Annotated in this window: 11 protein-coding genes, 4 pseudogenes and 1 riboswitch; of the genes and pseudogenes, 6 read left to right on the top strand and 9 right to left on the bottom strand. The window is 43.6% G+C overall.

The features are described from left to right. Positions 1 to 155: 155 nt before the first annotated feature. Together BTA31_RS23755 and BTA31_RS20575 are read left to right on the top strand one after the other, a co-directional pair. Positions 156 to 362: pseudogene (locus BTA31_RS23755) on the top strand (thioredoxin reductase); the annotation flags it as partial. Beyond that, positions 361 to 596: pseudogene (locus BTA31_RS20575) on the top strand (NAD(P)H-dependent oxidoreductase); the annotation flags it as partial. The pseudogenes BTA31_RS23755 and BTA31_RS20575, both read left to right, overlap by 2 nt. Positions 597 to 721: 125 nt before the next feature. Here BTA31_RS20575 and BTA31_RS20570 read toward each other — a convergent pair. Together BTA31_RS20570 and BTA31_RS20565 are read right to left on the bottom strand one after the other, a co-directional pair. Next, on the bottom strand, positions 722 to 1,336 hold the full coding sequence (locus BTA31_RS20570) for a DUF2306 domain-containing protein (RefSeq protein ID WP_076793805.1): 615 nt from the start codon (positions 1,334 to 1,336) through the stop codon (positions 722 to 724). Between the two features lie 54 nt (positions 1,337 to 1,390). After that, positions 1,391 to 2,026 carry a DJ-1/PfpI family protein gene (locus BTA31_RS20565; RefSeq protein WP_076793802.1) on the bottom strand — a complete coding sequence of 212 codons (636 nt, stop codon included), beginning with the start codon at positions 2,024 to 2,026 and terminating at the stop codon, positions 1,391 to 1,393. A gap of 184 nt (positions 2,027 to 2,210) precedes the next feature. On the opposite strand from BTA31_RS20565, the gene BTA31_RS20560 reads away from it, so the two are divergent. Both BTA31_RS20560 and BTA31_RS20555 read left to right on the top strand, forming a co-directional pair. Then, entirely contained in the window at positions 2,211 to 2,897 is a 687-nt protein-coding gene (locus BTA31_RS20560) for a response regulator transcription factor (protein WP_076793799.1), read from the top strand. A gap of 1 nt (position 2,898) precedes the next feature. Continuing rightward, positions 2,899 to 4,227, top strand: a complete 1,329-nt coding sequence (locus BTA31_RS20555; protein WP_076793796.1) for a sensor histidine kinase — start codon at positions 2,899 to 2,901, stop codon at positions 4,225 to 4,227. A gap of 27 nt (positions 4,228 to 4,254) precedes the next feature. Here the strand turns inward: BTA31_RS20555 and BTA31_RS20550 are convergent. From BTA31_RS20550 to BTA31_RS20535, 5 genes and pseudogenes are all read right to left on the bottom strand, one after another. Further along, positions 4,255 to 4,701, bottom strand: a pseudogene (locus tag BTA31_RS20550) (FAD-dependent oxidoreductase); the annotation flags it as partial. Between the two features lie 109 nt (positions 4,702 to 4,810). Continuing rightward, entirely contained in the window at positions 4,811 to 6,736 is a 1,926-nt protein-coding gene (fbp, locus tag BTA31_RS20545) for a fructose-1,6-bisphosphatase (RefSeq protein ID WP_023856838.1), read from the bottom strand. Positions 6,737 to 7,237: 501 nt separating this feature from the next. After that, positions 7,238 to 7,327, bottom strand: a pseudogene (locus tag BTA31_RS23750) (hypothetical protein); the annotation flags it as partial. Positions 7,328 to 7,499: 172 nt separating this feature from the next. Next, a complete protein-coding gene (locus BTA31_RS20540; protein WP_043927683.1) occupies positions 7,500 to 7,964 on the bottom strand; it encodes a hypothetical protein in 465 nt (154 codons plus the stop codon). Between the two features lie 21 nt (positions 7,965 to 7,985). After that, the gene (locus BTA31_RS20535; RefSeq protein WP_076793794.1) at positions 7,986 to 8,471 is read right to left on the bottom strand and encodes a GyrI-like domain-containing protein; all 486 of its coding nucleotides are present in this window, start codon (positions 8,469 to 8,471) and stop codon (positions 7,986 to 7,988) included. A 109-nt stretch (positions 8,472 to 8,580) separates the two neighbouring features. Between BTA31_RS20535 and BTA31_RS20530 the strand changes: the two genes are divergently transcribed. Beyond that, positions 8,581 to 9,543, top strand: coding sequence for a helix-turn-helix transcriptional regulator (locus tag BTA31_RS20530; protein WP_076793791.1), 963 nt, complete (start codon positions 8,581 to 8,583; stop codon positions 9,541 to 9,543). A gap of 237 nt (positions 9,544 to 9,780) precedes the next feature. Continuing rightward, a riboswitch (glycine riboswitch) is annotated at positions 9,781 to 9,860 on the top strand. 147 nt (positions 9,861 to 10,007) lie between these two features. Next, complete coding sequence (locus BTA31_RS20525) at positions 10,008 to 11,360, top strand: amino acid permease (RefSeq protein WP_043054522.1); 1,353 nt, start codon at positions 10,008 to 10,010, stop codon at positions 11,358 to 11,360. 298 nt (positions 11,361 to 11,658) lie between these two features. On the opposite strand, the gene ahpF is transcribed toward BTA31_RS20525, so the two are convergent. Both ahpF and ahpC read right to left on the bottom strand, forming a co-directional pair. Beyond that, positions 11,659 to 13,197 carry an alkyl hydroperoxide reductase subunit F gene (gene ahpF, locus BTA31_RS20520; RefSeq protein WP_076793788.1) on the bottom strand — a complete coding sequence of 513 codons (1,539 nt, stop codon included), beginning with the start codon at positions 13,195 to 13,197 and terminating at the stop codon, positions 11,659 to 11,661. A 13-nt stretch (positions 13,198 to 13,210) separates the two neighbouring features. Continuing rightward, positions 13,211 to 13,774: an alkyl hydroperoxide reductase subunit C gene (gene ahpC / locus BTA31_RS20515; protein ID WP_020453590.1), complete on the bottom strand. Its 564-nt coding sequence runs from the start codon at positions 13,772 to 13,774 to the stop codon at positions 13,211 to 13,213. Positions 13,775 to 13,836 lie beyond the last annotated feature (62 nt).

Genomic DNA, 13,836 nt, shown 5'->3' with positions numbered 1-13,836 from the left:
ATGTAAAAATTGTGTCCTTATCATAGTACCCTCATGAAAGTGAAAACTTTTAGAAAGAAAAAATTAATTATGATGAAAACAAGTTTAATAACTTATCATTGATAATCAATTACGAATGATGTTTGGGAGTGAACGGTGATGAATCAACAGGATGATATTCAACCTTTTATAGCGGGTTAAGAGAGATGAAGCTAATTGAATATTGGCCGAAACTTGGCGGGGAAATCTTTGTTTATCTGTAGAAAATAATTTGGGATGTTAATGGATTGACCGTTGATCCAACAGCGGGGTATTGAATGAAAAAATAGAATCGATACCCATTTTTTCTAAGTTCGACGTCAGGTCAAAATCATTATACAAGGAGGGCTTTTGAAAGGAAAGTCGGTCGTCTGTATTTCGACTATGAAAGGCCCTGAGTTGTACCCTTTGTTTCTGTTGAATAACAGTCACAAAGTGTTGATGAAAAGAGCGGTGCTTCACTTTATAGGAATCAAGAAAGTGAAAATATTTGAACTTGGCCATATGGAGAGTCTAAAGGAAGGCAGAGTGAAAAGTTAGAAAAAATATATCACTATTTTAGAAAGGTAAATCGATAACCATTAAAAAATACTTCTCAGTAATATAAACAGTCTAAAGCAAAATCTTTCTATGAATCTATCAATCAGCCGTTTCATCGCTATGCAAGGCTTAATCAAAAATGATTAAGCCTTTGAAGAAAGCTTTATGAAAATACCTGCTTTTTAATGATAAATTCCGCAATCAGCAGGTTGATGATCCAGCAAAGCCAAACGGCTATTGTGTAGGAATGTTCATATGAGACATTCATTAGGTTATGCGTAATCGCAACTATTATATAAATCGTCATATTCGCAAATGAAAGAAAGAAGCTTCTCATCATCCATTGGCTGTGCAGTATGACTTTTTTTCTTTTAATAGACAGATAAGCAAGGATAGTCGTTCCAAGCCATAATGTATTTAAAATCAGAAATCCGATTGTACTGGGCCATCCTCCGGTTGCAAAAAAAGAGACATAAACGCCGGGAATGAAGTTTAATATGATAGACAGGATATATAAACGGCCGTTCCAGCGGTGGAAAGTCCTCGATCTGGTTCGAATCGCTTTGATCATGCCAAGCGGGCCGGTCACAAGAGAAATGATGGCCAGCGAAATATGGAGACGGATCATCCATAACCAAAGGGATTCATTTGTGAGAATTTGATCCTTTCTGGCAATGAATTTTTCTAAATTTGGATCAGCCATAAAGTTTTTTGAGAATGTATGAAATACCCACATGAAAGAGATCAACACAATGAATCCCTTAATCGTCCTTTTCATTCAACATATGCTCCTTAAAGATTTGAGTCATCCAATTGCTGTTTTCCGGTTCAATCAGCCTTTCGGGGAAAGGCCTGTATTTTTCCAAACTGTGCCCCTGCGTTCATACTCAAACAGCTGTTCCAAAGCGATTGCGATACGAGGGCCTAATTCCCGTTCAACTAAGTAAAGGGCGACATCGAGTCCAGACGTCACACCGCCGCCGGTCACAAGGTCACCATCATCTACAACACGGGCATCGATTGGAATCGCGTTCATCGTCCGCAAAAAATCCATTCCCATATGATGGGTTACGGCATGACGGCCGTCTAATAAACCGGCGATCGCTAAAATAACCGAACCGCCGCAGACCGTGGAAACCAGGATATCAGGTTTCTTCACAGCTTCTTTTAGAATATCGCCTAATTCTGTTTCAACGGCTCCCATTAATTTCCTTTGAATCGCTTCTTGTCCATCAGCATCAGCAGCTCCTGGTATGAGTATGATGCCTTTGCGGGATAGATCAGGTTTGCCGTTTGCTTGAAGTTTTAGATCATTTAATCCGCTTCTTATCATTTTTTCACCCTCTGCCGACACAAGCTCCACTGTTACTTCTTTATGGGAAAAACTTGCAGCAGCAGTCAATACTTCATATGGAGCAGTGACGTCTAATAAATCAAATCCGTCAAACAACACAATTTGAATATGCATAACGATGACCTCCAATTTAGATTTATTGTCATCAAGAAGCATATCAATGAGGTGTCACAAAAAAAGCGCTAAAAATATCACAAAACAATCAAGAAACCATCACAACCGTGTCACGACGGCTTGCTGCTTGTTGAAACATATGATATTGATAAATAGATGGTCATTACGGAAAGGTGTGTCATGCGTGAAGGAAGTGCAGACGGTGTTAGTTGTAGACGATGAAAAAAGTATCGCCGAATTGTTAAGGGATTTTTTGGAGAATGAAGGGTTTCACGTGAAAACCGCTGGAGACGCTTCTCAAGCACTGGCTGTGTTTGAACAGAGTACGATTCATTGCATGATCCTTGACATCATGATGCCGGGACAAAACGGATTCGACTTATGTCGCCACATTCGGGAAAACAGTGATGTACCGATCCTTTTCTTGAGCGCGCGGAGCGGTGATGCAGACAAGATCAGGGGTCTGGCGCTTAAGGCGGATGATTATATTGTCAAAACGGCTTCACCCGGGGAGATTGTGGCCAGAGTAAAGGCTGTATTACGACGCGCGGGTACTCAACCAGAGTACAATAGAAAAGTTTTGCGTTACGGAAATCTCTCGCTGGACTTATCGACAAGAGAAGTATGGCTGGATGGAGAAATCATTGCTCTTACACCTAAAGAATATGAATTGCTGCAATTGCTTGCAGAGCATCCGAAACATGTTTTTTCATATGACCGATTATTGGAGAAATTTTGGGATGGCGTTGGTGATAAACATACGGTCCGTGTTCATCTCAGCAGACTTCGCGAGAAAATTGAAGCCGATCCAAATCATCCGAAATTAATCGTCAATGTATGGGGAATTGGCTATCGTTTCATGGGAGAATAACATGAAGACGATTCGCATTCGTAAATTTACCGTGCTCAGCCTATTTTTCATATTCCTGTTGCCATGGATATTTTTTCTAGCTGCACACTTTATGGAAACCAAAACACTTCATTTTGATATGACTGACTCTGAACGAAAAGAATTGAATGAAACGATTCATTTGATCGAAACCCATTCGGAAAACTGGACAGACAAAGCCTGGCAAAAACAATTGAGCCGTCATTTGCAAAAAGTGGACATGAGTGCATCTATTCTGTCGGCATCAGATCAGGTCATTTTTGAAACGGGTGCTGTGCGAAAACATACACCGGTGAAACCGGAACAGTTTTCCGTCATTGAGGACGGGAGAATCATCGGCAGGGTTGCCCTTTACCATTCATCGTCTAGAACGATTCAATGGATAGCGGCATTTATAGGCTTCATACTGGCTTTATTGATCATCGGCATGGCCATGAGACGATGGATGATAACGCCTCTTGAGCAATTGGGTCTCAGCGCTCGGAAGATTGCAAAAGGGGATTTTGACGCGCGGCTGCCTTCGTCAAAGATCACGGAAATTGCCGAGGTTCGTGACGGTTTTAACATCATGGTGAATGGTCTTCAAGAAGCGTTTCAGAAGCAGGTCGAACTGGAGGATGAACGTCGCTTCATGATTGCTGCTGTCGCCCATGATTTACGGACTCCATTATTCGCTCTCAGGGGTTATTTGGATGGATTAGAGCAAGGGATTGCCCGATCACCGGAGAAAATGACGAAGTATGTGGCGGTTTGCAAGGAAAAGTCAGCCCAGCTCGACCGGCTTGTAGAGGACTTGTTTACATTTACAAAGACAGAATACGTCGAGATGGAGCTTAACAAAAAGACAGTTGATTTCTCACAGGTCCTGAAGCAGTCGATCAATACGATAAGGCCGCAAGCGCAACAAAAGAAGATTACGATTGTTGAGAGGGCTTTTGAACATGAGTGTATGATAAGCGGTGATCCGCATTTATTAAAACGTGCGATGAACAATTTATTGGACAATGCGGTTAGACATACACCCGGCGCTGGCGAGATTGTTGTTCAGTGTGATAAGGATCGTGACAACGTCATCTTCACGGTTCGAGATACTGGGCAGGGATTCTCCCCGGAGGAGCTTCGCCGTGTATTTGAGCCCTTGTATCGCGGGGAAGCATCAAGAAGCCGGTCGACCGGAGGAGCCGGGTTGGGGTTGACGATTTCACAAAGGATCATGAGACGGCACGGAGGTGATCTGACGGCGGGAAATGATCCTGAAGGAGGCGCGCTGCTGGAAGGATGGCTTCCCTTGGAAAGAGAAAAGCTATGCTGAAAACTCAGCAATAGCTTTTTTGATAGATTAGTTGCGAATCAGGTAATCAAACGCCCCTAATGCGGTATTTGCCCCCGATCCCATCGAAATAATGATTTGGTTGTACGGGCCGTCTGTGCAGTCGCCGGCCGCGAATAAGCCGGGGATGCTTGTTTCGCCGCGTTTATCGACTGCGATTTCGCCGATGCGGTTGCGCTCGACTGATCCGTCTAACCACTCTGTGTTTGGCACGAGACCGATTTTGACGAAGACAGCTTGGAGTTCAACGTGTTGTTCTTCGCCTGTTTCACGATCCACGTAAGTGATGCCGTTTACGTTTAGGTCACCTGTAATTTCTTTCGTTTGTACATGTTTCACTACAGTCGCGTTTGACAGGCTGTAGAGGCGTTTTTGCAGGACTTCCTCCGCTTTCAGCTCCGGTGCGAACTCAAGAACAGTGACATGGTTGACGATGCCTGCGAGATCAATCGCCGCTTACTTATCTATGAACGAGCAGAAAACCAGACCTTGTTAGCAATTTGCTGTACGAAGTGGAAAACCGTCAAAAAGAGCCCAGAGAATGATCCCTGAACTCCACATATCCTCACTTCATATACCGATACTCCCGCAATCTCTCCAAAATAGCTACTTCCTTCAAGAGTTCCTCACCAACATTCGTTTCCTTTACTTTCTTCCGCTCAAGCTCTTTATCCACTAATCGCTTCACCGTTAAGACATCAGTTCCGGTGCTCAGAACTTCCGCCTTGGAATTAAAGTGTTTATGGGCGACGAGCTGCATGCCGTAGGAGTTGTATAACAGCGTGTAGCCGGCGATACCTGTTGTCGATTGGTAGGCTTTGGAGAAGCCGCCGTCGATGACGATCATTTTTCCGTTTGCTTTGATCGGATCTTCTCCTTCGATTTCTTTTACCGGTGTATGGCCGTTGATGATATGGCCATGATCCGGGTTGAGGCCGAATTCTTTCAGGATGTTTCGGCAGGTTGCCTCGTCTTCACGCAAATAGTAATACGGGTTTTTCTTCTCTTTATGTGTTTCCTTCTCTTTAATGAAATACCGCTCAAAGGTCGTCATAGCGCGTTTTCCAAAAAGGGAGGAGTGCTCGCCTGTCCATAAATACCAGACCATATCCGTCGCCAGATCATCGGTTTCTTCCGGGTGGGCAAACGCTTCCCGCAAGAATCGTTCAAATACATCAAGCAGCTCACGGCCCGCATACGGTTTATCCTCAATCATCATCGTTTCCATATTGCCGTTTTCATCAACTGGAATACAGCCGTGAATCAACAGGTTGCCGTTATATTTTAAATAAAGGCTGCCTTTTTTCATCATAAAATTCATATGGCGGCCCAGCTTTTCGGAATGCTGGACAGAGAATAGCAGCTTGTCTATGACTTCTGCTTCTTCTTCTAATAGCTGATCTGGCTGCTCCGGATTCACTGTCGCAAAGCAGGTGTTTTCCAGCTGATATGTTTTTCCGTGCAGCGTGATTTCGTTTTTGTCGTAATCTATTTTCTCTAATAACAGCCGCTCTTCCATATTAAAGTTCGGCCGTCTCTTGATAATCGGGCTTTCAAGCTTGAATTGGATCATCGCAATCGCTTGATGAATTTTTGTGATTTGCTTAATCTCATCTTCCGGTCTGTTTTCGTCTGCTTTCGGACGGAAAGATGGGTTATCATCGTAATATTTTTCGGCAAGGTTCAAGAGCGGTCTCAGATTGATGCCGTACACGTCTTCAATAATATCCAAGTTGTCATAGCGGGCACAGATGCGGATAATATTTGCCAGGCATACTTTAGAGCCTGAATAAGCGCCTATCCAAAGGACATCGTGATTTCCCCACTGAATATCGACTGAATGATAGTTGATCAGTTCTTCCATAATCTGATCCGGCTGCGGTCCGCGGTCGTAAATATCGCCGACAACATGCAGATGGTCGACAACCAATCGCTGCGTGCTATATGCAAGACCGGTGATCAGCTTATCAGCTTGGCCAAGCGCAATGATCTGATCTACGATTTTGGAGTAATACTGTTCTTTGTTGGCAGCTTCTTCTGTTTTATACAGCAGCTCCTCCGTAATATAAGCAAACTGAGAGGGCAGTGCTTTGCGTAATTTGGAGCGGGTATACTTGGAAGAGCAATAAGATACGAGCTTAATCATTCGATTAATCGTTTCTTTATACCAATCGTTTAACGATGCTTTCGTATCGTAATTATGTTTTATTAACTTCAGTTTGTCTTCCGGATAATACACTAATGCTGCTAATTCATCAATTTCTCTATCATAAATGACACCGCTGAAAATATCGCGTATCTTCTCTTTTACTCTTCCTGAACCATTCCGCAGCACGTGCTGGAATGCCTGGTATTCCCCGTGCAAATCACTGACAAAATGCTCGGTGCCTTTCGGCAGGTTCAGTATCGCTTTCAAATTAATGATTTCCGTTACCACTTTTGCTTCACAATCGTATTTTTGTGCGAGTAAATCTAAATATTTGGTTTCCAAAATCGTCCATCCCCTTTTTAGAATAGGAACTGCCCTCCTATGTACGAGCATTTGCATGATAAGGTGATTTTAAAAGTATGACATTATTTTTAAATAATTGACCTTTATATGATAGTACCGCATAACTCCTTTTTGAGACAATCAAAACGAGGGAAAGAGGCGCTGAGAGAGCGGAGAGAAAGCTTGAGAAGGCTTCTTTAACATTAATCGGACACCGCATTTCAGCTTAGGAAGTAACCCGGCTTTGGCTTGGTCATTTTTCTATCGCAGGATTGTCTCGTTTTCAGAAATGAGAGGAATGAAAACTCAATACGTAGCAGGCCATGATTACTGTGGGTCGTACTTATAGCAGGGGAAGCTTCTGAAGAGACCGCGGAAGGGTTTTATTAAGCAGTATTTGTCGTGCTGATGATTGTCAGCGGCACAAATATGATTTGTGATTCTTATGACCACGAGATTGGAGGACATCCGATCTCTTTTATGGGGCTTTTTATCATCGCCAAGAATTTGACCACCGAAGCGTTCAGCGACAATCCCTGTGCGGATGCCTTTACAGGCAGGGTGGATAGCTGCATTTGCACCAGCCGTACCAGTAGTCGTCAATAAGGTTTACGCTAAAAAAATAACAGCACCTTCAAATTTGATGGAGAGGTGCTGTTTTGTCATTTGAATGCATGAATGGTTGTTGTTTTTGCTTTGTGCTGAATTGTTTTTTGCTCAACCAAGTTTTTCTTATCCGAATGAAGAAACGCTTTTGCTTACTTTAATATTCTCCTTTAATGACAAAGTAGGAGCCCCTAATGGTTCCAGCTAATTTAGACTTCTGCCTAGCAAACTTAAACTTCCCTTCTAACTCCTTTGGTACCTCCATCCCCTCAGAAAGCTTAAACCCAACGGCCCGCTTTTTAGGATCATCAATCGTATACATGACGTTGACTGAAAGACCATCCTCATAAAAAACATAGGCAATTTTGATATTTTCCACTTGAAAACGCGACGTTTCTAAAGGTTTGGCCGCAAACTCAATATCACGTTCTTCTTTCAAAATTCGGTTCACATAATCAAGGGTCTCGCAGGACTCGCTGGCTGGTACAACCGTAAAATCATGCTTGTATTTGTTCATAAAGTAACGGGCTTCATTAGCACGTAAACCAGCAAGTGCTTCTGCTGCAGGTGAAGACTCTAATCCAACCGTAGAGACATTTTTAAAATCAACGATATAGGACAATTCCAGCTCTCCTTTATCTTTTTATTTCTTAACAACAGGAATCCACATTTCACCGAATACTAAGCCGTTTCGCTGCCCCATCTCAACCGTTGCATTCGGCCCGCCAACATAGGCAAAATTCTTTGCTTCCGGCAAAACTTGACCGAAGGCAATGCCAGTAAGCTTATTGCTCAACTCATCAGCCGTCTTCCCTTCCCCTTTAACAACCAGGTATTCCCCCTTAGGGAATTGGATAACTCTGGTTTCTCCCGCCACCGACGCCTCTGCCTCTGTCATCACGCCAGCATAATGCATCATCTTGTTGTTTACCGCTTCGTTCACGGCAAAAATATAGTCATTTGCAGCTATGGCTTTTAAAGTGTCAAGCCTTCCATCTTGTTTGACGGCCTCCCAAAAGTCTGCCTTTTCCTTATTTATGCCAGCAGAATCTGTGTAATCGCTCTCAAGCTCCGTTCCAATACCAAAAACGGTAAAGCTGTCTTTTTCCTCCAGCGTGTAATTTTCCATATTCAAAACCTTCCTTTTTTTAAAATAATCAAATGATTTGTCTTTTCACTTGATGCGTTTATAATAACCTTAAATCATGTCAAAAAATGATACTGTTTAGGAGGCCCCGATGAAAAAAGTTGAACGGATTAATATCATCATGCGGTATATCAACAACCGCGCCCACTTTACAATTTCTGAAATCATGCAGGAATTTCACATCTCTCGTTCGACAGCTATCAGGGATATCAGGGAAATTGAAGCTATGGGGATGCCGCTTGTTGCTGAAGTTGGAAGGAGCGGGGGTTATTTTGTCATGAACCACTCTGTCCTGCCCGCTGTTCGCTTTACCGATCATGAGATTAAAGCTCTTTTTATCGCTTTTATGGCTACAAGAAATCAACAACTCCCTTATCTAAAGAGCCGTCAGTCTTTAGCTGAAAAATTACTGGGCCTTATCTCAGAAAACCAGCAAGAGGCCCTGGTTTTTTTAAATCGAATCTTGCTTTTTGAAGGGACAAACCCCAATAATCCCGACCTGCTTGAGCTTTCAGATCTCCCCCATCCCATGTTAGAAAAACTCATCCAGCTCCTTCTTTTGGATAGCTATTTATTGATTACCATCAAAGAAGAGAAGGTAATAAAGACTTATCCCATTTATCTTCTGCACCTTTATCATGAAAAAGGCCTTTGGCTGATTGAAGGCTTTGACTTAAAGGATGAAAGGAGGAGGTTTTTCCCTGTGGACAATCTTACCAATGTCAAACCATACTCTGTGAAAAAAAGAATAAGTAAGAAAAAGATTTTAGAGAAACTAAGTAAGCAGGAAGAAGTAATCAACCTTGTCCTTGAACTTGGTCCACAGGCGATTGCCCAATTCAAAAAATATCATCCTTTAAAAATTTCAATTTCCTATACGAATCCTTATCAAACCGCAGCCATTCTAAAGACTTTTATCAATGTGAATCATCGTGAAGAATTGTCCGAAATAACAAATTGGCTGCTTTTCCTAGGTGAAGATATCAAGGTCAGGGAAGTACCAGAAGAAGTATTAGAAGGTTTACAAGAGAGATTATGCTTATTCTGCCCATAAGCAGTGCTAGTTAAACTCCAATTTTCGAAAGCATTCCGTAATAGAAGCTGATTTCTAAACCAGGTGAAAATATTGTCGCTAGTATAGGTGAGTTTAAGAATACTAGCGTTAACTATAAATAGGACCATTGACAAATCACTCAACCTCTATTAAAATTAAAAGTTATCCGATAGTAATCATTTCTATCGAAAAACTCAATACATGCAAGCTATGATTGCTGTGGGTCGCACTACAGCAGGAGCAGCTTCTGGAGAGACCGCGGAATTCTGCGGCGCCGAAGGGTTCACAATCTCAGGCAAAAGGACAGAAGAGTACCGAATATGTATTTGTCGTGCTGATGATTGTCAGCGGCACAAATATATTTTGATATTCTTATGACCACGAGATTGGAGGACATCCAATCTTTTTTTTTATGGGCTTTTTTACTGCTCGTCGTTCACTAAAGAGGTAAGGAGGAGTTTGATGTGGAACAGCGGGAATTAAAGAGGGACTTATCCAATCGGCACGTACAGCTTATCGCTATTGGCGGGACGATTGGCACCGGGTTGTTTTTAGGCTCCGGTAAGGCGATTCAATTGGCAGGTCCTTCTATCATCTTTGCGTATTTCATTGTAGGTATAGCGCTTTTTTTCGTGATGCGGGCGCTGGGAGAATTGCTGTTATCTAAAGCGGGTTATCAATCGTTAACCGATATTGCCGAGGAGTATCTGGGGCCGCGTGCGGCGTTTGTCACCGGGTGGACCTATTGGTTTTGCTGGATTATGACGGCTATGGCGGATGTGATTGCCGTCGGTGTCTATGTGAAATATTGGTTTGATATTCCGCAGTGGGTCCCTGCACTTATCTGTTTACTCATTTTATTAGGGCTCAATCTGTTGACTGTCAAGCTTTTTGGAGAATTGGAATTTTGGTTCGCTTTAATAAAGGTGATCACGATTCTTGCGTTAATTGTCATCGGTGTTATTTTGCTGGTGATCGGGTTTAAGACGCATACAGGAACGGTTTCGGTTACCAACCTTTGGGAGCATGGCGGTTTGTTTCCAAACGGATTTTCAGGCTTTTTGCTTTCTTTCCAAATGGTGATCTTTGCATATGTCGGTGTGGAATTAGTAGGTGTATCGGCGGCGGAAACGTCGAACCCGAAAAAAAATATTCCATCGGCTATTAATAAAATTCCTTTACGGATTTTATTTTTCTACGTCGGCGCGCTTATCGTCTTACTATGTATTAACCCTTGGATGGAACTGAATGCCGCGGAAAGTCCTTTTGTGAAAACCTTCAGCTTAGTCGGCATCCCGCTTGCCGCGGGAATCATTAATTTTGTTGTATTAACGTCAGCCGCGTCTGCTTGTAACAGCGGGATGTTTTCAACAAGCCGGATTCTGTACAATTTAAGTAAAACGAAACAGGGCCCGGCCAATTTTGCGAAGCTGAATAAAAACCATGTGCCGAGTCACGCGTTATGGGTATCAACCATTGTCCTGTCAGCAGGAGCGCTATTAAGCAAACTGATACCGGAACAAGCCTTTGGCATCGTGACAACCATTAGCGCGATTTGTTTCATATGGGTGTGGGGTGTGATTCTTGTCAGCCATATCAGATACAGGAAAACCCGTCCGCACTTACACGCAGCTTCAACATTCAAAGCGCCATTCGCGCCGTTTATCAATTACGTTGTCCTGGCGATGTTTGCGGTCATTCTCATGATTATGCTGTATGCGGATGCGACTCGCCCGGCCTTGCTGCTGACTCCTCTATGGTTTATTGTATTGTTTATTTTATTTTGGATGAAAAAAAACAGGACAAAAAGAACATGATGAGTCAAATTAAATCTCTTGAAAAAGACGGTGTACTGCATGCAGTATGCCGTCTTTATTTTTGATTAACCGTTTCCTTTTATAGGTTTATATTTAATGCAGACATGAGAACGAGAGGAATGGAGTCATGGAATACAATTCATACATGAATGGACAATCGCAATATCCCGCTTGGTCCTATCCGTACAATTTGATCATATGGAAAGCGTTTGTCGGCCATGATGTGAAGTCCTAATTATATGGGTTATAACATAAAAAAGCGCCATACTGCCGTTTAAGCAGCATAGCGCCTTTCGTGTTAGTTCCGGATCAAATAATCAAACGCCCCTAATGCGGCATTTGCCCCCGATCCCATCGAAATAATGATTTGGTTATATGGTCCGTCTGTGCAGTCGCCTGCAGCGAACAATCCAGGGATGGTTGTTTCTCCGCGTTTGTCGACTGCGATTTCGCCGATGCGGTTGCGTTCGACGGTTTCAGGCAGCCATTCCGTGTTTGGCACAAGACCGATTTGGACGAAGACGCCTTGGAGTTCGACGTGTTTTTCTTCTCCTGTTTCACGGTCTACGTAAGTGATGCCGTTTACGTTTTCATCGCCCGTGATTTCTTTTGTTTGGGCGTTTTTCACGACAGTCACGTTAGGGAGGCTGTAGAGACGTTTTTGCAGAACTTCGTCAGCTTTCAGCTCCGGTGCGAATTCAAGAACAGTCACGTGGTTGACGATGCCTGCAAGGTCAATCGCTGCTTCGATACCGGAGTTTCCGCCGCCGATGACGGCTACGTCTTTGCCTTCAAACAATGGTCCGTCACAGTGCGGGCAGTATGCGACACCTTTGTTTTTGAACTCTTGTTCACCAGGTACACCGACATTGCGCCAACGCGCGCCAGTTGAAAGAATGACGGTTTTGCTTTTCAAAACAGCGCCGTTTTCGAGTTCTAGATGGAAAAGATCTTTTTTCTCGAGACCTTTTGCGCGTTGCAGGTTCATGACGTCGATCTCGTAATCCTTCACGTGTTCTTCAAGGCTTGCCGCAAGCTTCGGCCCTTCGGTGCGCTTCACGCTGATGAAGTTCTCGATGCTCATCGTGTCAAGGACTTGGCCGCCGAAGCGTTCGGCAACGATTCCCGTGCGGATGCCTTTGCGCGCTGCATAGATTGCTGCGCTTGCACCGGCAGGTCCGCCTCCGACAACGAGTACATCGAACGGATCTTTATCGGAAAGCTCAGACGCATCTGTGCCGCTGCCCATCTTCGCAAGAATTTCTTCAAGCGTCATTCGGCCGCTTCCAAAGGATTCGCCGTTCAAGTATACGGTCGGCACAGCCATAATGTTTTTGCTTTCGACTTCTGACTTGTATGCCGCACCGTCGATCATCGTGTGCGTGATGTTCGGGTTGAGCACGCTCATCATGTTCAATGCCTGAACAACGTCCGGGCAGTTGTGGCATGTCAGGCTGATATAAGATTCGAAGCGGTATTCGCCGCTGATGTTCTTGATTTGATCGATGATTTTTTGATCGACTTTCGGCGGTCTGCCGCTTACTTGCAAGAGTGCCAGCACCAAAGATGTGAATTCGTGACCGAGCGGAACCCCCGCGAATGTCACGCCTGTTTCTTCTCCGGTACGTCCGGTACGATTGACGCTGAAGCTTGGCGTTCTGTCGAGCTGCGCCTTTTCTACAGTGATTTTTGATGACATGGAAGCCAGCTCTTCTACAAGAGCCAGCATATCCTTAGAGACACTGTCATCGCCTGCACTGACTTTAAGGACGATGTCATTTTCAATCATCTGCATGTATTGGTTTAATTGTGCTTTGATATTTGCTTCAAGTACCAATTGAATGCACTCCTTAGATTTTGCCTACTAGGTCAAGGCTTGGTGTCAGTGTTTCAGAACCTTCTTCCCATTTAGCCGGGCAAACTTCACCTGGGTTTTGGCGGACGTATTGAGCCGCTTTTACTTTGTTGATCAGGGTGCTTGCATCACGGCCGATACCGCCTGCGTTGATTTCAACAGCTTGGATCACGCCGTCCGGATCGATGATGAATGTTCCGCGGTCAGCAAGACCTTCTTCTTCGTTCAGCACTTCAAAGTTGCGGGAGATCGTTTGAGACGGGTCACCGATCATCGCGTAAGTGATTTTGCCGATTTTCTCAGAGCTGTCATGCCATCCTTTATGTACGAAGTGAGTGTCTGTAGAAACAGAGTATACTTCGACACCAAGTTCTTTTAGAGCAGCATATTCATTTTGCAGATCTTCAAGCTCAGTCGGGCAAACAAATGAGAAATCCGCTGGATAGAAGCAGAAAATGCTCCATTGGCCTTTGAGATCTTCGTGTGTAACATCGATAAACTCACCGTTTTTGTAAGCTTTTGCTGCGAATGGTTGTACTTCTTTTCCGATTAGAGACATAATATCGTCCTCCTAAATGTAGTTTAAGAGAAATAAAATTGTAAACTTTATTTCTCTGTAAT

The sequence above is a fragment of the Bacillus haynesii genome (assembly GCF_001969855.1).
In the GTDB taxonomy this organism is placed as follows: domain Bacteria; phylum Bacillota; class Bacilli; order Bacillales; family Bacillaceae; genus Bacillus; species Bacillus haynesii.
Note: the sequence above shows the minus strand (reverse complement) of the source record. Positions and strands in the feature narration are given on the sequence as shown.